Here is a 22,104-nt window from a genome sequence, read left to right as displayed (position 1 = left end):
TAGTAGAAACTTGGTAAAGCATGGCTCGAGCACCTGCAATATCTTTGTTCATAAAAAATGCAAAACCGAAAACCACAACGACCAACCTCGCTGTGGCTTAATAAGAATGATTCTCATATATAGATATGTATAGATCATTGGGTTGGTTTGTATTTATTACTTCCTGGTAGTATTTTTATAGCATTCCAAGCCTCTATAGCATCCTCGCGATTCTTCCCTTCATTATTCTTATCTGCAAAGAAGTCTCTTGTAAATTGATTGTACTCAAACTGAGGAGCAATTTTCTTTTTGTAGGAGGGGTTTTTCATTCTCTCCTGCTCTTTATGCCATGCGTTTACAACCTCGTGGTATGTACTACCCACATTGTTTTTAAAGAAGTCTTGTATATACGTAGAAAAATGAAAATTCGGAATAACTGACTTGAAAAAAGCACGAACATCTTGACTACATCGATGATCAACTGTAATGACCGTATTTAAACTTAACGTTTTTTGAGTACCCTTTTTGCTTATGGATTTTGCTTTTCTAAGTGCCTTTTTAATCTCCCCTGTATCAAGAAACGTTTCAATCCTTTCAGAGAGCTCAATTTTTGAACCTGATGCACTAATTCCGTTATTCCTACAAAAAGATTGTAATTCTTCTTTTAACCAATAGAAGTCACTGAACTCGTCTACATTAAGGGTTTTTGTTAATTTAGGTCTCATACTCTCCGCCTCCATATTTTCATCTCACTCTAATATAGAACATTCGTTCTTATTTATCAAAGAAAATAACTCCCGTTCCGCAAAGAAGAAGGGGCTCGTATTGATCTGTATATGTGGCAGGAATAAGTCGAAATATAGTCATTCCGCCATACCTTTTAGTTCTTCTCCCATAAATCACCTTTAATAATAAACCTAAGCAGTGCTAACGCAAATCCAATTCCTAATCCTATTAGAGTAAATGGCATTATTGATTGAATATTAATGGATTCATTTTGACTAATATTCAAGATAATGTTTAAGACAGTCATGAAAAAACACCTAATAAAATAAAAATAACAAAGTTTCTTAGTCCTAATCTACTCATAAATTACCCCTCAAATTATAACGTTTTTAAAATATAGTTCCCTCCTTTCTAAAAGGAAAACCCCCTATCAAAAAGGAGAGGCGATTCGTGTTACTCTGGTTTTTAATCTTTGACGCTGTCCGATACACGGTTTTTGCAATCGAAGACGTTTATTCCCCCGCTCCAATTGTTCTTCACGTGAAGGAGAAAGTTTTCTCTTTGCCCTTGAGCGATACGACATGGAAAGGGGGTTTTTCGGTTTTGGATCTAGGCCCACAACACCCTCACGCTCCACGATTCCCCTCCAATTCGCAATCGTGAATGAACGGTTACGTCCAAAATGAGTGGCTGTTTCGCTAAGAGGAGCACGGTTGTTTTTCATCCAGTGTAAGGCCCCAAGATTGTTTTGTTCCCTTGATTGAGTCACAAAAAATATCAAGGACATCAAAACGAGACACCTTGTAAACTACATCGCTGACTTACAAAAAGACAGTGCGCGCTTAGATAAGAAACCGTGCGCTCTATCACCGTCATCCATCCACCTTGTGTACATAGCTTATAACTGCTTGCTCGAATGTGCCCATACCTACAAGTTAAATTAAGAGGACATAGCAAATCAAGTTGCCATCAAAACGATCAAGCAAGGCTCAGATTAACTACAACAAAGAGCAAATTTGGGCATTAATTGATGCGATAAAAACAGAGCCATTAGATAAGCAAGTTCTCTTTTGGATTGCTTTTATAACATCAGCAAGGGAAGCAGAAATTGCGGCATTGGACGACAACAGTATATTAATCGACGAATGTGCTATTCGAATTGATAAATCTCTAGGTGAGTTGTCAGGAGGCGGGGTAGAAATCATACCTACCAAGAATCATTTAGAGGGGGTAGCAGCCATACCGGAGACTCTTATGGTGATGGTCGAGAAACTACTTCTTGATAAAAAGAAGTGGAAGATGCTCATGAGGGATAAGTGGGAGTATCCAGATAATGTATTTCTATTTTGCAATGATCATGGCCGTCCCATTCGACCAGATTCAATCAGCCAGTGGTGGATTCGATTCATTAAAAAAAACCAACTCCCGAAGGTGCGGTTTCATGATTTACGTCATATATCCATTACGTTTTTAATTTCTCAAAATCTCCCAATGAAATCCATCAGCTCTCGAGCGCGTCATTCAAAGATCGGAACGACGATGGATATATATGGTCATTCAATTGTTGAAGTTGATCGTGAGGCAGCCCAACTTTTCGAGCAATTCTTTTCCAAAAAAGAGGGGTAAAATAAAATCTTGCGTCAATCTTGCGTCAAAAACGTGGTTAAGTAAATGAAAATGGCGTCCCAGGAGAGATTCGAACTCCCGACCCACAGCTTAGAAGGCTGTTGCTCTATCCAGCTGAGCTACTGGGACAAAGGTGAAAAAGAGTTAATGACGACAATTAATATAGTACCTAAAAATTGCTAATGAGTCAATCGGTTTTTGTAATTTTTTTTGGGATTGATTGCTGCTTGATGAGCAGCAATCAACGGTTACTTCGCTTGCCACGTTAAATCTTCAATTTCTTTTCCGCTATCACGTTCTAAAAATCGTATTGACGTCACCTGACCTTCAGCGATTGTCACGATACTATACGTTGGTGGTCGATCTGTGCGAGGTTGCACGAGGCTACCAGGGTTTAGAAATAACGTGCCTTCATTTTCATGTGCTTCAGCGACATGTGTATGACCGTATAGGACGACGTGTGCACCCTTTTCTTTGGCAATGCTATGAAGCGCTTCGTGATTGCCTCGGGCTACACGGAGCAAATGCCCATGTGTTTGCCATATTTTCACACCTTGAACCGTTGTTTCAAGAACGTCTTGAAACGGCATATCCATATCGGTATTCCCATTTACAATCCGAAACGGTTGTACTAGTGGATCATTTCCATTTAGTTCCGCGTCGCCACAATGGAACCAGCCATCCGCATCTTTGGCATGGCGTTCATAGATTTGGTTAAGCCATTCACGATCGCCGTGTGTATCACTCAGTACGACAAGTTTAGTCATAACTGTCACCTCCGTTACAGTTTGTTCCACACGTTCTGTAATTGCTCGAGGGCACGTCCTCGGTGACTGATCTTGTTCTTTTCATCAGCACTCATCTCCGCCAACGTTTTTCCAAAGGACGGGATATACATAAGCGGATCGTAGCCAAAGCCGTTTTCCCCTTTTGGCTCTCGGCCGATTGTTCCTTCACAATGGCCAAGGATCATCTCTTCGGTCTTTTTGTTTAGGTCGATATAAGCGAGTGCACACACGAACCTCGCCGTACGTTCCGCGTCAGAGACGTCTCGAAGCTCATTGAGTAGTTTTTGATTGTTTTTTTCATCGTCTTTCTCAAGCCCCGCGAACCTTGCAGAATACACACCGGGAGCACCATCAAGGGCATCAACTTCGAGACCGGAGTCGTCAGCGAGAGCGGGTAACCCCGTGTACTGTGCGACAAAAGCGGCTTTGAGTTTGGCGTTTTCCGCAAACGTTGTACCTGTTTCTTCAACTTCTGGGCAGTCCGGATAATCTTTTAACGATTGAATTTCGGCCTTTCCTTCGAGCATGCGCTCAAATTCTTTTCTTTTGCCTTCATTGCCGGTAGCTAACACAATCTTTTTCATCCGTCTCACCTCTATTTTTAAGATTCTCTAGCTTCTGCAGACTGGAGCACGTCTTGTTGGATGTGAAGTAAAGTTGAAATCCCCGCTTCTGCATACTCTAACATGTGAGTGAGTTGTCGCGCTGAAAATGTCGCTTCTTCTCCTGTACCTTGTAACTCTACGAACTCACCTTTGCCTGTCATAACGACATTCAAGTCGACAGCAGCAGACGCATCTTCTTCATAACATAAGTCAAGAAGCACTTCGCCTTCTTGACTAATCCCGACAGAGACTGCGGCGAGTTGATCAACGAGGGGCTGCTCTTGAATCACTTCATCTTTTAGTAGTTTGGACAAGGCAAGGGCTGTAGCAACATAAGCGCCTGTGATCGAGGCCGTTCGCGTTCCACCATCTGCTTGTATTACGTCACAGTCCACCCAAATCGTTCGTTCGCCAAGCTTGTCAAGGTCAATGACCGCTCGCAACGCTCGTCCAATTAATCGTTGGATCTCCATCGTGCGCCCTGTCACTTTCCCTTTAGATGATTCTCGAATATTTCGCTTTTCAGTCGCTCTTGGCAACATGCTATACTCTGCTGTAATCCATCCTTTTCCTTGACCTCTTAAAAAAGGAGGAACCCGTTCTTCAACTGTCGCTGAACAAATGACTCGTGTATCACCGACTGAGATGAGTACCGATCCCTCTGGATGTTTAATATAATTTGCTTCCATTGTTGTTTTACGAATATCATTCGTTTCTCTTCCGTCGTTCCTCAACTGAATACCCTACTTCCTCTTTAATCATTGCATAAGAAAAAGGCAGCAGATGCCGCCTCATTTTCTACTAGTATATCATGAATCCAAAAATGCTGCTAAAACTCACCGCGATTTAGCATAACCGGACGTGTGACAGGTTCGGTAAGTGTCTCTCCGTTGCTCCGATTTAACGCTTGAGTCCCATTTACTTGGTAAGATACCTCATTCACACCTTCTAGTTCCGTTAACGAAAGCGTTAGCATCGTAAGTGCTTCTTCTGATACGGCTGTTCCGCTATTCTCTGTGAGTAATGCCTCATTAAAGTTCAACGTCAACACTCCATCTTCTAGCGTCGGTTCTTCAATTAACTGCACACCTGATCGGATGCCTGTGAGTAAGTTCGATTGAATCGCCGGACCTTCGAGGAGTTGGTCAACGACTGCTAATGCTTGATTGTCATCCCTGTCGGCTCGTCTAGTTACAGGTACAAAATAAACATCTTCCTCTTGTTCACGGATAAAGTATAACGTATTCGCTCTGCTCGCTGTAATATCAACGGGTGCATCCCCTTCAAGGTTAATGCCAATATCTCTCGTTAAAGACTGTACAGGTGTATTGCCTTGTGGCATGTTCTCTTGAGTATGGCCATTGATTTGCAATTCGATCTGCTCAACATTCTCAAATTGTGTAAGTGTCCACGTGAGCGCTTGTAAGATCGCTTCTTCTTGTTCTCTCGGGTATTCTTCAAATGATGGCGAAAAATCAACGACCGCTGTGCCATCCTCCGTAATATTCACTCCTAGAATCTCAGTATCTGCAGGTAATACTGCCTGAAAGCCACTCGGAAGGTGCTCGGTTACAGGTCCTTCAGCGACCATAAATTCGAGCGATTGCTTTAGAACTTCTTCATTTGGAGGAAACCGGAATGTTCGAGGAACAACATACCCGTATTGATCCATTAAGTAGAGCTCACGTTCCGTTACATCCCCTGACCGTTCCCCTTCTTCTGGTTGACTACTCGCTTCCCCTTCACCTTGTTCATCTGTGGTCTCTATTTCTGTAACGACTTGGCTTTGGTCAAGGTCTGTTGCCACTTCTTCCTCATCACTACCACACGCCTGTACGACAAGCACGGCCCCAAACAATAACATGGCTTTCATACTCCAGCTTCTCATGCCTCTTCCCTCCTAAATTCACGAATCTCGTATAGTATACGAGCCCCATTCGGAAAATAGACCAGCGGGTTTGGACAAGAAAAATCCGCGAGAATTATTGATTCATCGCGGATGACGCAAAGCTGATCGGAGATATGTTCACACTTGAATCTTCTAACCACGTACTCACCGTTTTTCTAAATGCATCCACGGATCCACTCGTGTAATAGAGATTCTCCTGCTCTTCTTCTGAAGTCGCAGACAACCGGTCGTGTTGTAAAATCATACTCACTTCTCTTGCCGTTTCTGCACCCGAAGAAATCACTTTGACATGCTCACCTACAGCTGATTGAATTACCTCTTTTAGTAGAGGGTAGTGGGTACAGCCTAAGATTAGCGTGTCAAAATCTACAGACTCCAAAGGTTTCAACGTTTCTTTTACAACGTTGTATGCCTCTGAATAGGACGTTCGGTTTTGTTCTACAAGAGGCACAAATGGTGGACAAGCTAGACTTGTTACCTCAACTTGGCTTCCTTGAATGGCCTGTATTGCTTCAGGATAAGCCCCGCTAGAAATCGTGCCTTCTGTCCCAATTACGGCGACTCGTTTGCTGACGGTATGATTTAGCGCTGCAATTGCCCCAGGGTGAATGACGCCGACGACGGGGATCGATAATTTCTGTCTTGCTTCTTCGAGAATGACAGCCGTTGCGGTGTTGCAGGCAATGACAAGCATCTTAATCCTTTTTTGGAGCAGCCGTTCGATCATTTGCCACGTGAAACGACGGACTTCCTCGTAAGGCCTCGGACCATACGGGCAACGATCTGTATCTCCGATATAAATCATCTGTTCCTTCGGAAGTTGGCGAGCGATTTCTTTTGCAACGGTTAATCCACCAACCCCAGAATCAATAACACCAATAGGTAAATTCACGCATATTCGCCTCTTTTTATCTGTTACTCTTTCGACATTTCATGATGCAGTGCATGTAACGTCACTTGAAGCTGTTCAACTTTTTCATCGGAAAAATGTTCCAGCACCTCATACAAATACTCCTGGCGTTTTTGAATCACCTCATCAATGATCTCACGGCCTCGGATAATATATGCACGCGCACGACTCTTCGGTCCTTCTGATCTTTCACTCTTTCAACAAGTTTGTTCTTCTCTAGACGGTCCACCAAGTCCGTCGTTGTACTAAATGCAAGGTACATCTTCGATGATAGTTCGCCAATCGTCAAGTCGCCTTTGTCTTTGAGGTATTGGAGCGCGATGAATTGGGGCGGAGTGATTGGAAATTGGTTTAGAATTTCTCTACCTTTTTGTTTCACTGTAAAAGAAATTCGTCTTAAAGAGTGCTCAATTTGTTCCACCTGGTCTGTATTCACACAATTAGCCTCCACTCACTATGTAGTGATGTTACTTATGAAAAAGCCGCCTGGTTTCAAGCACAGGCGGCTTAAGATGATCATCGGTTCTCTTGAACAAGGGACTTCACTTCATCAGCTGTTCCACACAACAAAGCTTCTGCTGAGAGCTTACGTGCTTCTTCATAGTCAAGGGACATGAGTTGCTCTCGAGCCGGGAGCACTGACGACGCACTCATGCTAAACTCATCAAGCCCAAGCCCGAGTAGCAGAGGAATCGCAACTTCATCACCAGCCATCTCTCCGCACATTCCCGTCCACTTGCCTTCGGCATGCGCAGCATCAATGACACCTTTCACAAGTTGCAAAATCGCAGGGTGGTAAGGTTGATAGAGATTGGCTACTTTTTCACTCATTCGATCCACAGCAAGTGTGTACTGAATTAAGTCATTTGTCCCAATGCTAAAAAAGTCGACTTCCTTAGCAAATTGCTTCGCTGCAACAGCGGTAGATGGAATTTCGACCATGATGCCAACTTCCATGTTCTCATCAAATGAAATTCCTTCTTTTCGAAGCTTCTCTTGTTCTTCTTCAATGAGCTGCTTTGCCGCTCGATATTCTTCTAGTGTTGCCACCATCGGGAACATCACTTTCAAATTGCCATAGGCACTCGCTCGTATGAGAGCTCTTAGCTGTGTGCGGAACATGTCTTGTTTCTCTAGGCATAAACGAATGGCTCGAAAACCTAGAAACGGGTTCATTTCATGAGGAAGATCCAAATACGGAAGCTCTTTATCGCCACCAATATCTAGTGTGCGAATGACAACAGGCTTGTTCTCCAACTTCTCAACGACGGTACGATACGCATCGAATTGTTCTTCTTCATTGGGCAATTCATTACGCTCCATGTAAAGAAACTCGGTACGATATAGTCCAATACCTTCTGCACCGTTTTGAATCACACCATCTAAATCAGCTGCAGAACCAATGTTGGCCGCAAGTTCAACCGTATGTCCATCACGGGTCGTTGAAGGCTCGTTAATGAGCTTCGCGCGTTGCTTCTTTCTTTCTTCGAACTGGATTTTCTCAGTTTCAAAGTGAGCAATCGTTTCTTTATTTGGATGAACATACACGTTCCCGTTCATTCCGTCTACGATGATCATATCACCATGTTCGACTTCTTCGGTAATCTTCGACAATCCAACGACAGCTGGAATTTCTAATGAACGCGCCATAATCGCAGAGTGCGATGTGCGACCACCGATGTCTGTGGCAAATCCTAGTGCATATGCCTTATTTAACTGTGCTGTATCCGAAGGCGTTAAATCCTTGGCAATAACAATGGATTGCTCGTTGATTTCAGATAGTGCAGCAGTATTCACACCGAGGAGGTGGCGCAGTAAGCGTTGCGACACATCTTTAATGTCTGCTGCCCGCTCTCGCATGTATTCATTGTCCATGTCTTCAAACATAGCAATAAACATGTTCGCCGTTTCGTTTAGTGCAAACGCTGCGCTCACTTCTTCTTCTTGAACCTTTGTCTTGACTGCACCTGTCAGTTCAGGATCTTCAAGCACGAGTAAATGGGCAGAGAAGATCTCTGCGTTTTCCTTGCCTTGATTCTCCTCTGTTCTCGCTTTTAGATCTTCTAATTCTGTCTTTGCCTTTTGGATGGCGTTTTGGAGGGAAGTCACTTCATCCTCAGCACCCTTTTTCGGTGCTTTTACAATGTCTAATTGCGCCTGTTCATAAACAAACGCTTTCGCGATGGCAATGCCGTTGGAAGCTGCAATTCCTTGTAGAGTGTGAGACATTATTCGCCCAAACCTTCTTGAATTTGTGCTGTAATAGCTTCCATCGCTTCTTGCTCGTCGTTTCCATTGATAACGACTTTAATTTCTCCTCCTTTACCAACGCCAAGCGACATAACACCCATAATCGACTTCAAGTTCACTTTTTTACCTTTTGCTTCCATTTCTATTTCTGATGAAAATTGGCTTGCTTTATGAACGAGCTGTGTTGCAGGTCTCGCATGCAGACCTGTATCAGCGGTAATCGTAAACGTCTTCTCTTGCATGGGATCCACTCCTCTTTTACGTATAAGTCGTCACTCGTTTGAAAGCTAAACTTAGTTATCGCCTAGCTTGTCAATTCATATTTTATCATTACGGAGCGTTTACGCCAATTATTTTCACGCATTCATCACGATTTCGCCCATTTTTTTAAGCTTTCAAGTTTTTTAGCAGAAACTTTAACATTAAAAGAGCTTTGTGAATACGATAAGCTGAGAATCTAAAACACAAGTGTGCGTGATTGACACTACTTTTAGCCTGAAACACGTCCAAGTGACCACTACTGCTTTTAGTTGAAAGCGAAACTCCTCGGTATAGTTGTTCGCCGCTTTTCGCTCCATCACTCACCGACGAGTGCATTCTCACATACGATATGGAGACTAAATGCTTTCTTCTAATCGTCCAATTTCCATTGAGAGCCGGACACACAAAGAGGGTGGCCTGGATTAGAAAGGGTGACACGATTGAAGGACTTGGAACGTGGTCCGCGCTCCCTTCTGACGAAAAGGGAGAAGGAGGTCTTTGACCTTCTCGTGCAGGACAAAACAACGAAGGAAATTGCCGGACAGCTCTACATCAGTGAAAAAACAGTCCGTAATCATATTTCTAATGCCATGCAAAAGTTAGGCGTTAAAGGACGTTCACAGGCTGTAATTGAACTGATTAGACTAGGTGAAATCCAAATTTAATCATTGCCTCAAAGCACCAGATCATGGGTCTTTACAGGCGATCATCGTAATAACTGATTGAGGGATCAGGCAGACAAGATCTAAAAAACCGGACGTTCTGATGTGAACATCCGGTTTCGGTCTGTTTGTTTATAGATTGTCGCTTCCAAAGAAGTTCTTGAAAGACTGCAAAGTCATATCGCGGTTAAGCGCTGCAATTGACGTTGTTAGTGGAATCCCTTTCGGGCATGACTCTACACAGTTTTGGGAGTTCCCGCAATTTTGCAGTCCCCCTTCACCCATAAGTGCGTTCAGACGCTCTTCACGGTTCATTTCACCTGTTGGGTGCGCATTGAATAAACGTACTTGCGACACCGGTGCAGGTCCAATAAAGTCCGATTTGTCGTTCACATTTGGGCATGCTTCAAGGCAAACTCCGCACGTCATACATTTCGAAAGCTCATACGCCCATTGACGCTTGTTCTCAGCCATACGTGGTCCTGGCCCAAGATCATACGTGCCGTCAATTGGAATCCACGCTTTCACCTTCTTCAACGAATCAAACATACGGCTACGGTCCACGACGAGGTCACGAACGACAGGGAATGTTTTCATCGGCTCTAGGCGAATCGGTTGTTCAAGTTGATCAATGAGTGCTGTACACGATTGCTGTGGCTTGCCGTTAATAATCATACTGCATGCCCCGCAAACTTCTTCCAAACAGTTCATATCCCAAACGACAGGGGCGGATTCTTTCCCGTCTGCAGTCACTGGGTTTCTTCTGATTTCCATGAGTGCAGAAATAACATTCATATTCTCACGGTGAGGAATATTAAATTCCTCCGTGTATGGACTGGCGTCAGGGGTGTCTTGACGAGTGATGATAAAGCGGACGGTTTTGTGTTCGCTCATTATTTTCCAGCTCCTTGTTTATCAGAGGCTTTTTTCTTTGAGTAGTCTCGTTTTCTCGGTGTGATTAGCGATGTATCGACATCTTCGTATTCAAATACCGGCTTGTGATTGGCCGCATCATACTTCGCTTTTGTTGTTTTTAGGAATTCTTCATCATTACGATCAGGGAATTCTGGCTTGTAATGCGCACCGCGACTTTCATTACGGTTATAAGCACCAAGCGTAATGACGCGAGCGAGATCAAGCATCCCTTTCAACTGGCGTGTGAACGGCGCAGCTTGGTTAGACCAACGGCTCGTGTCATGCATGTTAATGTTATTCCAGCGCTCCATTAACTCTTGAAGCTTATCATCCGTTTGAAGTAATTTCGCGTTTTCACGAACGACGGTAACATTGTCTGTCATCCACTCACCAAGTTCACGGTGCAACGCATAGGCATTTTCTTTTCCGTCCATTTTCAAGATGCCTTCATACTCATCTTCAACTTTCTTGCGCTCTGCATCAAAAAGTGTCGATGAAAGATCCTCAGCAGACTTATCCAATCCTTGGATATATTCAACGGCCTTTGGTCCAGCCACCATACCCCCGTAGATTGCTGAAAGCAAGGAGTTCGCACCAAGACGATTCGCTCCGTGTTGTGAGTAATCACACTCACCTGCCGCAAATAAGCCAGGGATGTTCGTCATTTGGTCATAATCAATCCACATACCACCCATTGAATAGTGAACAGCAGGGAAGATCTTCATTGGAACTTTACGCGGGTCATCACCCATAAACTTCTCGTAAATCTCCATAATTCCACCAAGCTTTACATCTAACTCATGGGAATCTTTATGGGAAAGATCAAGATATACCATATTCTCGCCATTAATGCCGAGCTTTTGCTCTACACACACGTCAAAAATTTCACGTGTGGCGATGTCACGAGGAACGAGGTTCCCGTAAGCTGGGTACTTTTCTTCGAGAAAGTACCAAGGTTTACCATCTTTGTACGTCCATACTCGACCACCTTCACCACGTGCCGATTCACTCATTAGACGAAGTTTATCGTCTCCAGGAATGGCGGTCGGGTGGATCTGGATGAATTCACCGTTTGCATAATATACGCCTTGTTCGTAGAGCTTCGCAGCTGCAAACCCCGTGTTAATCATTGAGTTTGTTGACTTTCCGAAAATAATTCCTGGTCCACCTGTCGCCATAATGACCGCATCCGCACGGAAGCTCTCAACTTCCATGGAAGAAAGGTTCTGACCCGTGATCCCACGGCAAACCCCATCGTCATCAATGACTGCTGATGTGAACTCCCAGTTTTCATATTTCTTAACGAGACCAGCAACTTCATAGCGACGGACTTGTTCATCCAACGCATAAAGTAGCTGTTGACCTGTCGTTGCTCCTGCATAAGCCGTACGGTGATGTTGCGTACCTCCGAAACGACGGAAATCGAGTAAACCTTCTGGTGTACGGTTAAACATAACTCCCATACGATCCAACAGGTGAATAATTCCTGGTGCTGCATCCGTCATTGCTTTTACAGGGGGTTGATTGGCGAGAAAGTCTCCGCCATATACCGAATCGTCAAAGTGCTCCCAAGGTGAATCCCCTTCACCTTTTGTATTAACGGCACCGTTAATACCACCTTGAGCACAAACGGAATGTGAACGCTTTACAGGGACGACAGAGAACAATTCAACGTTCTTTCCTGCTTCTGCCGCTTTAATTGTTGCCATTAGTCCGGCAAGTCCGCCACCGACAACAATAATGTTTCCGTTGCTCATTGATCACCGACTCCTTTACATGTTAGCTAAAGCTGGATCTAAAAACGCGATAATTGCGCGAATACCTATAAATGAGAGCACGAGGAATACCCCAATGCTTACGTATGTCATGATTTTTTGTGATCTTGGTGTTACAGTGAGTCCCCAAGATACGGCAAACGACCAAAGACCATTTGCAAAGTGGAACGTTGCAGCTAAAACACCAGCAATATAAAATACGAGCATAAACGGACTGCTAAGTATATCCGCCATCATATCATAGTTTACATCTGCACCGAAGGCTGCAGCAATCCTTGTTTCCCAAACGTGCCACGCAATAAAGATGACAAGAAACACACCAGAAATTCTTTGTAATAGAAACATTACGTTTCTAAAATATCCATACTGACGGGTGTTGCTTCTCCCTAAAAAGGCAATATACAAACCGTAAATTGCATGGTATAGAAGCGGGAGGAAAATCACAAATACTTCAAGTGCATAACGAAACGGAAGGCTTTCCATGAAATGCGCAGCGGCATTAAATGAACTTGCTCCGTATACAGCAAAATGGTTAATGATGAAGTGCTGGATTAAGAAAACACCTACAGGAATGACACCAAGCAGTGAGTGTAATCTTCGATTAAAAAATTCCTTATTCTGAGGCATTGATAAGGCTCCCCTCTTTTTTCTGCTGACCCTTTTTACTCATACCTACCCTACCCAATATTCTCTGTTTTATAAAGCGATGAAACCCTCCCAACAAACATTACACGAACACGGCGCTAAACCTCCCCCGTGTCGTCATAATTTCTTTAACAATAAAACGGAACGCAGTATGTATGACCATTGTCAATACAAGCATACCACTTTATAAAAATGTAACAAAGCGTTTTCAAGATGCTTGAGCATCGTTCCGTCCATTCAAAATTCCGACATATTTATTGTACCCTCGTACACAATCATCGTCAAGAAAGCAGATATTTCGCCTAACTGAGAAAAGAAGATTCGATTGTAACGTAAGAATTTACTGAAAATAAACACCCGGATTCGTTTTTGGTTCCGTGATCTTTTTTACATTTTGATACGTGATTTTAACGAACGTATTTTGTGAATCGAGTAGTTTTCTACACGAGAAACGCTTATAATAGAGAAGTGAATTGGGGGAGATTCGGTTGTCTGATACAGAGAGAAAGTATACAGATTTTGGGTACGAGCTCGTCAGGGAGACGCTTCTACCAGAACTTTTGAATGAAGAGGAAGATGAGATTATGTACTGGGGTGGCAAGTTGATTGCCCGGAAGCATCCGCTTGACAGCGTAGATGACATCCCTTCGTTTTTTGAAAGAGCTGGGTGGGGTTCGCTCAGTCTGATTAAAGATTCGAAAAAACAAAGCACGTTTGAATTACATCTAATGGAGGATGAAAAGCGCGCGCTTTTTTCTCGCTACTTGGAAGCAGGTTTCATTGCTGCGCAATATGAATGGCTATTTGGGGCAGCAGCAGAAACAGTCATAGAAAAGAAACGGCGCAAGCTTCGCCTGCACGTACATATTGATCCTACGAATGATCGTAGGTCATAAAGAAGCCATCCCTTTGTTGGGCTTGGCTTCTTTTATTCGCGATTCAATGTCTTTAAAATGTCGTCAGCGACATTTCTTGGAATGGAAAGATTTACATAATCGTCAATCGTCGCTTCTTTCATCTTTTTTATGGAACCGAAATGTTTCAACAACATTTGTTTTCGTTTTTCTCCGACACCATTGATGTCATCCAACACAGAACGGCGAACGCTTTTCCCCCTCGACTCTCGGTGAAAGGTTAATGCAAAGCGGTGCACTTCATCTTGAATTCGTTGCAACAAGTAAAAGGCGTGGCTATCTCTCGCTAATGGAATCACGCGCGCGTCTTCACCTAACAACAACTGGGAAGTCTTATGCTTCTCATCCTTTGCAAGACCTGCAACAGGTACAGATAAATTCAGCTCATCTTCTAACACCGATAATGCTGCAGACAGTTGGCCTTTTCCACCGTCAATCAAAATTAAGTCAGGCATTGGGGCTTGTTCGCGGAGCAACCGCAAATACCTTCTTCGGATTACTTCTTTCATTGACGCGTAATCATCAGGACCTGTCACATCTTTGACCCGATACTTACGATACTCTTTTTTGTGCGGCTTCCCGTCAACGAAGGAAACCATTGCAGATACGGGGTTCGTGCCCTGAATGTTCGAGTTGTCAAACGCTTCGATTCGATAAGGGGCATCCATTTGCATTGCTTCTCCGAGGTGCTCCACTGCTTTTACCGTTCGCTCCTCATCGCGTTCAAGCAAACTGAACTTCGCTTGTAATGCTTCTTCAGCATTTTGGTTTGCCAACTTTACAAGGTCTTTCTTTTTCCCCCGCATCGGAACATGGATCGTTGTTTGCAAAAGCTCTTCAACTTCTTTTTTGTCCACCCCTGAAGGAATTAAAATTTCCTTTGGTTTGATATGAGCGCCTTCCCAATAAAATTGACCGACAAATGTCAAAAAGTCTTCTTCAGGATCTTGATAAAAAGGAAAAATTGAAACATCCCTTTCAATCAACTTTCCTTGTCTTACGAAAAAGACTTGTACACACATCCACCCCTTATCGTAAGCATAAGCAAACACATCACGGTCAACACCGTCCACTTCCGTCATCTTTTGTTTTTCCATAACTGCGTCAATGTGTTGAATCTGATCTCTTAATTCTTTAGCTCGTTCAAAGTTCATCTCATCAGAAGCTTGCAACATATTCTGTTCAACTTCTTTTCGAATTGCTTGATGCCCATTGTTTAGAAACCGTTGAATTTCAGAGACGAGCGCTTTGTTTGTCTCCTCGGTAACTTCAAATTCACAAGGAGCTAAACATTGTCCGATATGATAATACAAACATACACGGTCCGGTAGCGTCCGGCATTTCCTTAGCGGATATAAACGATCAAGTAATTTCTTTGTTTCATTCGCTGCGAACGCATTCGGGTAAGGACCGAAATACTTCCCTCCATCTTTTTTTACATCTCTTGTCGTAATGAGGCGTGGATGTTCTTCGTTCGTAATCTTCAAGTACGGATACGACTTGTCATCTTTAAGAAGCACATTGTACTTCGGCTCGTATTTTTTGATGAGGTTCATTTCAAGAATGAGTGCCTCAACGTTTGACGATGTAATAATGTAGTCAAAATCATCGATCTGGCTAACGAGACGTTGCGTTTTTGTGTCATGACTTCCGATAAAATAAGAACGAACACGGTTACGAAGCACTTTCGCCTTTCCTACGTAAATGATTGTCCCCGTTTTATTCTTCATTAAGTAGCAGCCCGGCTTTGAAGGGAGCACGCTTAACTTTTCTTTAATTGTTTCCATCTGCCCACCTCCTCAATCTAACGTAAAAGAAAAAGCCTGAAGTAATCAGGCTTTCACTCGTTTACATGTGCTTTTCAAGAAGTTCTACAAGCGCTTCTTTCGGTTGAAAACCGACGACTTGCTCTACTTGTTCACCGTCTTTGAAAACCATTAGTGTTGGGATGCTCATAACGCCGAATTTACCGGCTGTCTCTTTATTCTCATCAACGTCAAGCTTAGCGATCTTAACTTTATCGCCCATCTCGCCATCGATTTCCTCGAGAACTGGAGCGATCATTTTACAAGGTCCACACCAAGGTGCCCAAAAATCTGCTAGCACAACGCCTTCTGACGTTTGTTGATCAAAATCTTGGTCTGTTACATTTACAATTGCCATTGGGTTTAGACTCCTTTCTTTACTAGCTTACTCACTCATTAATTATAGCATTCAGCCATTCATGTGAAAAATGATCTGCTCGATCAGCTTTCACCTGTTCCCTTTATACTGGACACATCTCCATTCGTCAATACTTATGCACCGAAGTGTGTCCGAATCATAAATAAAAGACGGAGGGAGCACCGCTCAACTCTCCGCCTTTTCTATCTTTTGACTGCTGGAATTATGCTCCCGCTTTTACTTTTTTGAATTCATCTGTAAGGATTGGGAGGATGTCGAACAAATCACCAACGAGTCCATAATCAGCTACGTCAAAGATCGGCGCTTCTGCGTCTTTGTTAATGGCCACGATGACTTTTGAGTTTGACATACCTGCAAGGTGCTGAATCGCTCCAGAAATTCCGACAGCAATGTAAAGTTCAGGTGTGACGACTTTCCCCGTCTGTCCAATTTGTAAGGAGTAGTCACAATACTCAGCGTCGCAAGCACCACGTGAAGCTCCGACTGCGCCACCTAAAATGTCAGCCAGTTCTTCAAGCGGCTCGAACCCTTCGGCACTTTTCACGCCACGACCACCTGCAACAATAACCTTTGCTTCTGCAAGGTCGACTTTGCCACTTGTCTTCTTCACAACATCTTTAATGATTGAGCGGAGGTCTTTAAGTTCAACACTTACGTCTTTTGTATCTCCACTACGGCTTGCATCTTCATCAAGAGCTGCAATGTTATTCGGACGTACCGTTGCGAACAACATTCCGCCTGTTACACTCTTTTTCTCGAATGCTTTACCCGAGTAGATCGGGCGGGTAAACACCACTTCATCTCCAGCAAGTTCAATGTCAATAATATCTGAGACAAGACCTGAAGATAGCTTCGCCGCAAGTCTCGGAGCCAAGTCTTTCCCAGAAGATGTGTGCGGGATTAGTAGCGCATCTGGGCTTTGTTCTTCAATTACTTGTAGAAGAACTTGTTTATAGGCATCTGTCGTATACGTTTTTAGATCAGCGTGCTCAGCCACTAGCACTTGGTCGGCACCTTGTTTAATGAGGGCATCGCTAAATGATCCTACCCCATCGCCAACGAGTAGTGCATAAACTTCGCCACCATCACCCGCGATCTTTTTACCGGCAGCAATTACTTCAAATGATACGTTACGCAATTCTCCATCACGAGCTTCTGCGAGTACGAGTACTTTTTTAGACATTAGAAATTCCTCCTTATATGACCTTTGCTTCTGTTTTTAAGAGCTTGATGAGTTCTTCTACTTGTTGAGCAGGTTCGCCTTCGAGCTTCTTCCCTGCTTGTTTTTCAGGTGGCAAAAAGCGATCAACCGTTTTTGTTTTTGCCTCCAGCTCATCTTCATCCAGTCCAAGGTCGTCAAGGTCCAACGTTTCTAACGGCTTTTTCTTCGCTTTCATGATCCCCGGAAGTGAAGGGTAACGCGGTTCATTTAACCCTTGTTGACACGTAACAAGCAGAGGCAATTCAGTCTCAACGACTTCGACGTCCCCTTCCACATCACGTTCAATTGTTGCTTTTGTTCCTTCGATGTCCAGTTTCGTAATCGTCGTCACTTGGTTAATGTCAAGAAGTTCAGCAAGACGAGGGGCTACTTGGCCAGCTCCGTCATCAACCGCTACGTTTCCGCCAAGAATGATGTCATACTCTTTGTCTTTAAAGAATGCATTGAGCATTTCAGAAATGGTATAGTGGTCAACGTCGTCTTCTAAATCTTCAGTGTCAAGAAGGACTGCTTTATCTGCTCCCATTGCGAGCGCTGTACGAAGCTCTTTCTCTGCTTCTTCATCCCCAACAGTAACGACGGTTACTTCACCATCATGCGCTTCTTTTAATACGATCGCTTCTTCAATGGCATATTCATCATAAGGTTGATGACAAACTCTGCACCTTCCTCATCAACACGCCCGTCTTTTATTTCGACTTTCTCTTCAGTATCAAATGTACGTTTCATAACTACATAAATGTTCATAAGGCTTCCTCCTCCATTGGTCTATCGATTGGAAAATTCTGGTTTTCGCTTCTCTAAAAATGCGGCAATACCCTCTTTTGCATCGGCACTGTCAAACACTTCACTAAAATACTGGGCTTCTTTTTTAAGCCTTTATCGAAGTCTTCACCATGATGCGCCTCTTGCACAAGGTCAAGGATACGCTCAGAAGTGAGCCGACTTTTTTCAGCGATCGTTTGTGCAAGTTTTCCGGCTTTTTCAAGCAATTGTTGCTCATCTTTCGCCGTGTCATTCACAAGGCGCCACGTTAAGGCATCAGCCCAGTAATCGGTAGGCCAGTGAGCATCATTTCTGCCGCTTTGTGAGGACCTACGAGCTTTGTCAATCGCTGAGTGCACCGTAACCTGGGATGAGGCCTAAATTTGTTTCAGGTAAGCCCAGTTTGGCATCTTCAGTTGCAATGCGAATCGTACAGGCCATCGCCAATTCCAAACCGCCACCAAGCGCTGCGCCGTGAATGGCAGCAACAATCGGTTTGTTAAACGACTCTAGCTTATTAAAAAGGGCTTGTCCGCCGTCAGCGAGATCACTGCCCTTCTTTCCTTCAAATTCTTTAATGTCGGCACCGGCAACAAAGAATCGCCCTTCACCGTGCAATATGATGGCAGAAATTTCATCGTCATGGGAAAGCTCGGTCATCCGCTCATCCAATTGTGTAAGCAGTTCTGTTGACAGTGCATTCGCAGGAGGATGTTTCACCTGAACCCAGGCAACTGACCCTTCCTTTGTTACTCCAATCATTTCGTTAGAACCCCTCTCAATCATGATGTCTTTTGGAATCCAGCCAAAAGCATTCGGTAGGTAGAAGGCGCAAGTTCCGACAAGTCATACTTACCTTCTTTCATTACCCAGTTTGTAACGATCTCATCTAGCGTTCCAAAAAGCATTTGTCTCGCTAGCTTCGTATCGAGCTGGTCTTGAAAGATTCCCTCCTCTTTCCCTTCATCTATAACATTCTCCATCACATGTACATATCCCTTTAATACGTCGTTAATTTTTAGACGTAACTCTCTTGCTGACTGCCGAAGTTCTAGCTGAGTAACTACCGCTAAGTCGGGCTGGTCCGACAATTGCGCTAAATGTTTTTCGACAAGATAGCGCAATTTCTCATCTGCTGTCTTGCATGATTTTAATCGCTCTTCAATCGTCGAAATAAACGTACCCATTTTGAGGCGAAACAAGGAAATGAGAATGTCCTCTTTATTTTTGAAATACAAGTAGATCGTCCCATCAGCAACACCCGCTTCTTTCGCAATCTTAGACACTTGTGCGTGATGATATCCGTGTTTAGCGATGACGCGCACCGCGGCATCAATGATGAGGTGGTACTTTTCGGAATTCTTTTTGTCCACTGCCATAGGCGGTTGCTCCTTCTTCCCTCTTCAAGTTATGAATGATTATTCATTCATAAATTCTACAGAAAAAATAAAGCGCTGTCAACGGGACGAAAAGAAAGGTACAGCCCGGAGTTTCATGATGACCGGACTGCCGCCTATGGTTGACCATCAGAAGTTTAGCTTCCTTCTTGAGCGGAAGCATTCTTTGCTTTTTCTTGTTCTTCTTCAACAAGAACACGACGAAGGACTTTTCCAACCAAAGTTTTCGGCAGCTCTTCCCGATACTCATAAATGCGCGGCACTTTGTAAGCCGCTAGTCGAGCACGGCAAAATTCATTTAACTCTTCTTCCGTAACTTCTTGATTCTTTTTCGTAACAACAAATGCTTTTACCGTTTCTCCTCGGTATTCGTCAGGGACACCGACGACGGCAGCTTCTAAGATTGCTTCATGTTCGTACAAAATCTCTTCCACTTCACGTGGATAAATGTTAAACCCACCAGCGATAATCATGTCTTTCTTCCGATCGACCACATAGAAGTATCCTTCTTCATCCCGATACCCCATATCTCCACTTTTAAACCAATCTTCATGAAATACGGCGTCAGTCGCTTCTTGTCGGTTCCAGTAGCCTTTCATAACTTGCGGACCCCGAATGATGATCTCACCGACTTCATCTCTATCTAAAAATTCTCCAGTATCCGCATTGAGAATCGCAAGTTCTGTATCTGCCAAGGCAATCCAATACTGCCATTTTTTCGGTTCTCCCAAATGGGGTTAGCCGCCGCAACTGGTGACGTTTCAGTCAGCCCGTATCCCTCAATGAGTCGCCCTTTCGTCTTTTCCTCAAACTTCTTTTGAATTTCTTTTGGCAAAGGCGCTGCTCCACTCAAGCACACTTTAATTGATGATAAATCATGCTTATCTATCTCTGGATGATTCACTAAAGCCGTATACATTGTAGGCGCTCCAGGGAAAAGCGTTACCTTTTGTTTAGCAATTGTTTTAATGACTTGTTCAGGATCAAACTTCGGAAGAATAATGAGCGTGTAACCGTTCATCATCGCCAAGTTGAGTGCAACGGTCATTCCGTACACATGGAAGAATGGCAATACGGCTAGCACATGTTCGTGAGCCCCTTCATCACCTTTTTTGTACGTCCAATTCGTACACATCTCCGTATTGGAAACGAGATTGTGGTGCGTGAGCATAACACCTTTTGGGACACCCGTTGTACCACCGGTATATTGAATAAGAGCAACGTCCTCTTTCGGAGAAACAGATACCTTCTCATACGATTCACTAGCGGCTTTTAGTTTGTCTTTAAGGTTATGTGTTTGCTCGTCGTAATCGACTCAATTTTCATTCCCATGTTCTTCTTTTGAATAAACGGATAGATCAAATTTTTCGGAAATGGAAGGAAATCTTTAATAAATGTCACAAACACGTGCTCAATCTCTGTGTTCTGTCGTACTTTCTCGACTCTTGGCATCACCATGTCTAAGCAAACGAGGACTTTTGCGCCAGAGTCCACCATTTGATGTTCAATCTCACGTTCAACATATAACGGGTTCGTTTGTACGACGACGGCACCCGCAAACAATGCACCGTAATACGTAATGACCGATTGCGGCGTGTTCGCAAGCATAATTGCCACTCGGTCCCCTTTTTCACTCCTACATCTTGCAGCACTCTCGCAAACTTGGCCGCATAGGTGAAAAGTTCTTTGTAGTTCATGTCTGTGCCCATGAAATGAATGGCCTTGCTATTCGGCTTTTCTTTCGCTGCTGTGACTAAATAGTCCGATAATGCAGCTTCAGTGTAAGAAAAGCTCGGCGCCACCCCTTTTGGATAGTAGTCAAACCAATCATGCTTCACTTGTTCCACTGTCATATTTGGCCTCCTTTATCTATTCCTACTTATAGTCTACAATCATTTCAATGGAAACGCTATCATTAATAAATATATTGTGAATATTTTTGCTGAGGGGTTCAATTTCACGCCTGTAGTACAAGCTTTTTCTGATTTCAGTCTTCAAATTAATACTCTACTAATATAATAAAAAAACCGATGCAAGGAGAATAGTCCCTGCTCGGTTATTTTACACGAGAAACAATAGATAAATCACACCTGCAAGCATGAAACCGATGCAACAGGCAACGAGGATTTTCCAAAGCTTGTCCATACATCCTCCTAAGAATTCGTAATTCCTGCGCCAATGACAAACGACAATCCTACAGAAAGTATGAATGCCAATAATCCAATCGCCCGGTTGTCATCGGCAATCTGTTCATCCACATTGAAAAATGGCGTTAGAAATTCAAAGATTAGATAGCCAACAACGAGCAGAATAAATCCGAAGCTTCCCCACATTAACATTTGCAACAGCGAATCATTGTTTTCGATTGAAAACTTAAAGATGTTTGTAACACCAAATATTTTTCCGCCTGTTGCTAATGCAACCGCTAGGTTCCCTTGAGAAATGGCTTCCCAATTTTTATATGGGGTAATCCACTCAAAAATGACCATAAACACAATTAAAGCTAAAATTGAAACGCTGTACTGAGCGATGACCATAACCCAAGTGTATTCTAACAATACGTCCATGGAT

The 22,104-nt window shown here is 43.5% G+C and carries 19 protein-coding genes, 1 tRNA gene and 4 pseudogenes; 3 read left to right on the top strand and 21 right to left on the bottom strand.

Translation table 11 applies throughout. The features are described 5' to 3' along the window. Positions 1-134: 134 nt before the first annotated feature. Positions 135-704, bottom strand: coding sequence for a DUF6434 domain-containing protein (locus JCM19039_RS10555; protein ID WP_042426895.1), 570 nt, complete (start codon positions 702-704; stop codon positions 135-137). Between the two features lie 964 nt (positions 705-1,668). Between JCM19039_RS10555 and JCM19039_RS21985 the strand changes: the two genes are divergently transcribed. After that, entirely contained in the window at positions 1,669-2,331 is a 663-nt protein-coding gene (locus JCM19039_RS21985) for a site-specific integrase (RefSeq protein WP_052398697.1), read from the top strand. 52 nt (positions 2,332-2,383) lie between these two features. On the opposite strand, the gene JCM19039_RS10540 is transcribed toward JCM19039_RS21985, so the two are convergent. The 9 genes and pseudogenes from JCM19039_RS10540 to JCM19039_RS10500 form a co-directional block, all read right to left on the bottom strand. Next, a tRNA-Arg gene (locus tag JCM19039_RS10540) sits at positions 2,384-2,460 on the bottom strand. 119 nt (positions 2,461-2,579) lie between these two features. Continuing rightward, positions 2,580-3,098, bottom strand: a complete 519-nt coding sequence (locus tag JCM19039_RS10535) for a YfcE family phosphodiesterase (RefSeq protein ID WP_042426892.1) — start codon at positions 3,096-3,098, stop codon at positions 2,580-2,582. A gap of 14 nt (positions 3,099-3,112) precedes the next feature. Further along, the gene (locus JCM19039_RS10530) at positions 3,113-3,703 is read right to left on the bottom strand and encodes an XTP/dITP diphosphatase (RefSeq protein WP_042426890.1); all 591 of its coding nucleotides are present in this window, start codon (positions 3,701-3,703) and stop codon (positions 3,113-3,115) included. A 17-nt stretch (positions 3,704-3,720) separates the two neighbouring features. Beyond that, positions 3,721-4,458 carry a ribonuclease PH gene (rph, locus tag JCM19039_RS10525; protein WP_042426887.1) on the bottom strand — a complete coding sequence of 246 codons (738 nt, stop codon included), beginning with the start codon at positions 4,456-4,458 and terminating at the stop codon, positions 3,721-3,723. A 95-nt stretch (positions 4,459-4,553) separates the two neighbouring features. Beyond that, complete coding sequence (locus tag JCM19039_RS10520; RefSeq protein WP_042426884.1) at positions 4,554-5,612, bottom strand: GerMN domain-containing protein; 1,059 nt, start codon at positions 5,610-5,612, stop codon at positions 4,554-4,556. 94 nt (positions 5,613-5,706) lie between these two features. Then, the gene (gene racE, locus JCM19039_RS10515; protein ID WP_042426882.1) at positions 5,707-6,525 is read right to left on the bottom strand and encodes a glutamate racemase; all 819 of its coding nucleotides are present in this window, start codon (positions 6,523-6,525) and stop codon (positions 5,707-5,709) included. A gap of 23 nt (positions 6,526-6,548) precedes the next feature. Then, a pseudogene (locus JCM19039_RS10510) lies at positions 6,549-6,979 on the bottom strand (MarR family winged helix-turn-helix transcriptional regulator). A gap of 80 nt (positions 6,980-7,059) precedes the next feature. After that, the gene (ptsP, locus tag JCM19039_RS10505; RefSeq protein WP_042426879.1) at positions 7,060-8,772 is read right to left on the bottom strand and encodes a phosphoenolpyruvate--protein phosphotransferase; all 1,713 of its coding nucleotides are present in this window, start codon (positions 8,770-8,772) and stop codon (positions 7,060-7,062) included. Next, a complete protein-coding gene (locus JCM19039_RS10500; protein ID WP_042402937.1) occupies positions 8,772-9,035 on the bottom strand; it encodes a phosphocarrier protein HPr in 264 nt (87 codons plus the stop codon). Before JCM19039_RS10500 ends, ptsP begins: the two co-directional genes overlap by 1 nt. A 459-nt stretch (positions 9,036-9,494) precedes the next feature. On the opposite strand from JCM19039_RS10500, the gene JCM19039_RS10495 reads away from it, so the two are divergent. Further along, positions 9,495-9,719, top strand: a complete 225-nt coding sequence (locus JCM19039_RS10495) for a response regulator transcription factor (RefSeq protein ID WP_042359623.1) — start codon at positions 9,495-9,497, stop codon at positions 9,717-9,719. Positions 9,720-9,848: 129 nt separating this feature from the next. Here JCM19039_RS10495 and sdhB read toward each other — a convergent pair whose 3' ends face one another. Genes sdhB through JCM19039_RS10480 form a run of 3 tightly spaced genes read right to left on the bottom strand, consistent with a single transcriptional unit; the run spans position 9,849 to position 13,033 of the window. After that, complete coding sequence (gene sdhB / locus JCM19039_RS10490; RefSeq protein ID WP_042402934.1) at positions 9,849-10,610, bottom strand: succinate dehydrogenase iron-sulfur subunit; 762 nt, start codon at positions 10,608-10,610, stop codon at positions 9,849-9,851. Then, a complete protein-coding gene (gene sdhA / locus JCM19039_RS10485) occupies positions 10,610-12,388 on the bottom strand; it encodes a succinate dehydrogenase flavoprotein subunit (protein ID WP_042426876.1) in 1,779 nt (592 codons plus the stop codon). The genes sdhB and sdhA overlap by 1 nt, the downstream gene beginning before the upstream one ends. Before the next feature lie 15 nt (positions 12,389-12,403). After that, entirely contained in the window at positions 12,404-13,033 is a 630-nt protein-coding gene (locus tag JCM19039_RS10480; protein ID WP_042402931.1) for a succinate dehydrogenase cytochrome b558 subunit, read from the bottom strand. Positions 13,034-13,539: 506 nt separating this feature from the next. On the opposite strand from JCM19039_RS10480, the gene JCM19039_RS10475 reads away from it, so the two are divergent. After that, on the top strand, positions 13,540-13,947 hold the full coding sequence (locus JCM19039_RS10475; protein WP_052398696.1) for a DUF2507 domain-containing protein: 408 nt from the start codon (positions 13,540-13,542) through the stop codon (positions 13,945-13,947). Between the two features lie 32 nt (positions 13,948-13,979). Here the strand turns inward: JCM19039_RS10475 and uvrC are convergent, their stop codons facing one another. The 8 genes and pseudogenes from uvrC to JCM19039_RS10435 form a co-directional block, all read right to left on the bottom strand. Next, positions 13,980-15,752 (bottom strand): excinuclease ABC subunit UvrC, encoded by a 1,773-nt coding sequence (uvrC, locus tag JCM19039_RS10470; RefSeq protein WP_042426870.1) that lies wholly within the window; start codon positions 15,750-15,752, stop codon positions 13,980-13,982. 61 nt (positions 15,753-15,813) lie between these two features. Beyond that, positions 15,814-16,128 carry a thioredoxin gene (trxA, locus tag JCM19039_RS10465; RefSeq protein ID WP_042402928.1) on the bottom strand — a complete coding sequence of 105 codons (315 nt, stop codon included), beginning with the start codon at positions 16,126-16,128 and terminating at the stop codon, positions 15,814-15,816. A gap of 223 nt (positions 16,129-16,351) precedes the next feature. Then, positions 16,352-17,332, bottom strand: coding sequence for an electron transfer flavoprotein subunit alpha/FixB family protein (locus tag JCM19039_RS10460; RefSeq protein WP_042426867.1), 981 nt, complete (start codon positions 17,330-17,332; stop codon positions 16,352-16,354). A gap of 13 nt (positions 17,333-17,345) precedes the next feature. Continuing rightward, positions 17,346-18,118 (bottom strand): annotated as a pseudogene (locus JCM19039_RS10455) (electron transfer flavoprotein subunit beta). 21 nt (positions 18,119-18,139) lie between these two features. Next, positions 18,140-18,898, bottom strand: a pseudogene (locus tag JCM19039_RS23795) (enoyl-CoA hydratase). Positions 18,899-18,918: 20 nt separating this feature from the next. Further along, complete coding sequence (locus JCM19039_RS10445) at positions 18,919-19,515, bottom strand: TetR/AcrR family transcriptional regulator (RefSeq protein ID WP_042426864.1); 597 nt, start codon at positions 19,513-19,515, stop codon at positions 18,919-18,921. Positions 19,516-19,670: 155 nt separating this feature from the next. Beyond that, a pseudogene (locus JCM19039_RS10440) lies at positions 19,671-21,386 on the bottom strand (long-chain-fatty-acid--CoA ligase). Between the two features lie 300 nt (positions 21,387-21,686). Next, a complete protein-coding gene (locus JCM19039_RS10435; RefSeq protein ID WP_042426862.1) occupies positions 21,687-22,100 on the bottom strand; it encodes a DUF350 domain-containing protein in 414 nt (137 codons plus the stop codon). Positions 22,101-22,104: the final 4 nt, after the last annotated feature.

The organism is Geomicrobium sp. JCM 19039, from assembly GCF_000698145.1.
Lineage (GTDB): Bacteria > Bacillota > Bacilli > Bacillales > Marinococcaceae > Geomicrobium_A.
This window is presented reverse-complemented; position numbering and strand designations above follow the sequence as displayed.

Bases quoted from the DNA above. Each gene is read 5' to 3' on its own strand.
- JCM19039_RS10555 (WP_042426895.1), bottom strand. From the start codon at position 704: ATGAGACCTAAATTAACAAAAACCCTTAATGTAGACGAGTTCAGTGAC.
- JCM19039_RS10535 (WP_042426892.1), bottom strand. From the start codon at position 3,098: ATGACTAAACTTGTCGTACTGAGTGATACACACGGCGATCGTGAATGG.
- JCM19039_RS10530 (WP_042426890.1), bottom strand. From the start codon at position 3,703: ATGAAAAAGATTGTGTTAGCTACCGGCAATGAAGGCAAAAGAAAAGAA.
- JCM19039_RS10520 (WP_042426884.1), bottom strand. From the start codon at position 5,612: ATGAGAAGCTGGAGTATGAAAGCCATGTTATTGTTTGGGGCCGTGCTT.
- ptsP (WP_042426879.1), bottom strand. From the start codon at position 8,772: ATGTCTCACACTCTACAAGGAATTGCAGCTTCCAACGGCATTGCCATC.
- JCM19039_RS10500 (WP_042402937.1), bottom strand. From the start codon at position 9,035: ATGCAAGAGAAGACGTTTACGATTACCGCTGATACAGGTCTGCATGCG.
- sdhB (WP_042402934.1), bottom strand. From the start codon at position 10,610: ATGAGCGAACACAAAACCGTCCGCTTTATCATCACTCGTCAAGACACC.
- sdhA (WP_042426876.1), bottom strand. From the start codon at position 12,388: ATGAGCAACGGAAACATTATTGTTGTCGGTGGCGGACTTGCCGGACTA.
- JCM19039_RS10480 (WP_042402931.1), bottom strand. From the start codon at position 13,033: ATGCCTCAGAATAAGGAATTTTTTAATCGAAGATTACACTCACTGCTT.
- uvrC (WP_042426870.1), bottom strand. From the start codon at position 15,752: ATGGAAACAATTAAAGAAAAGTTAAGCGTGCTCCCTTCAAAGCCGGGC.
- trxA (WP_042402928.1), bottom strand. From the start codon at position 16,128: ATGGCAATTGTAAATGTAACAGACCAAGATTTTGATCAACAAACGTCA.
- JCM19039_RS10460 (WP_042426867.1), bottom strand. From the start codon at position 17,332: ATGTCTAAAAAAGTACTCGTACTCGCAGAAGCTCGTGATGGAGAATTG.
- JCM19039_RS10445 (WP_042426864.1), bottom strand. From the start codon at position 19,515: ATGGCAGTGGACAAAAAGAATTCCGAAAAGTACCACCTCATCATTGAT.
- JCM19039_RS10435 (WP_042426862.1), bottom strand. From the start codon at position 22,100: ATGGACGTATTGTTAGAATACACTTGGGTTATGGTCATCGCTCAGTAC.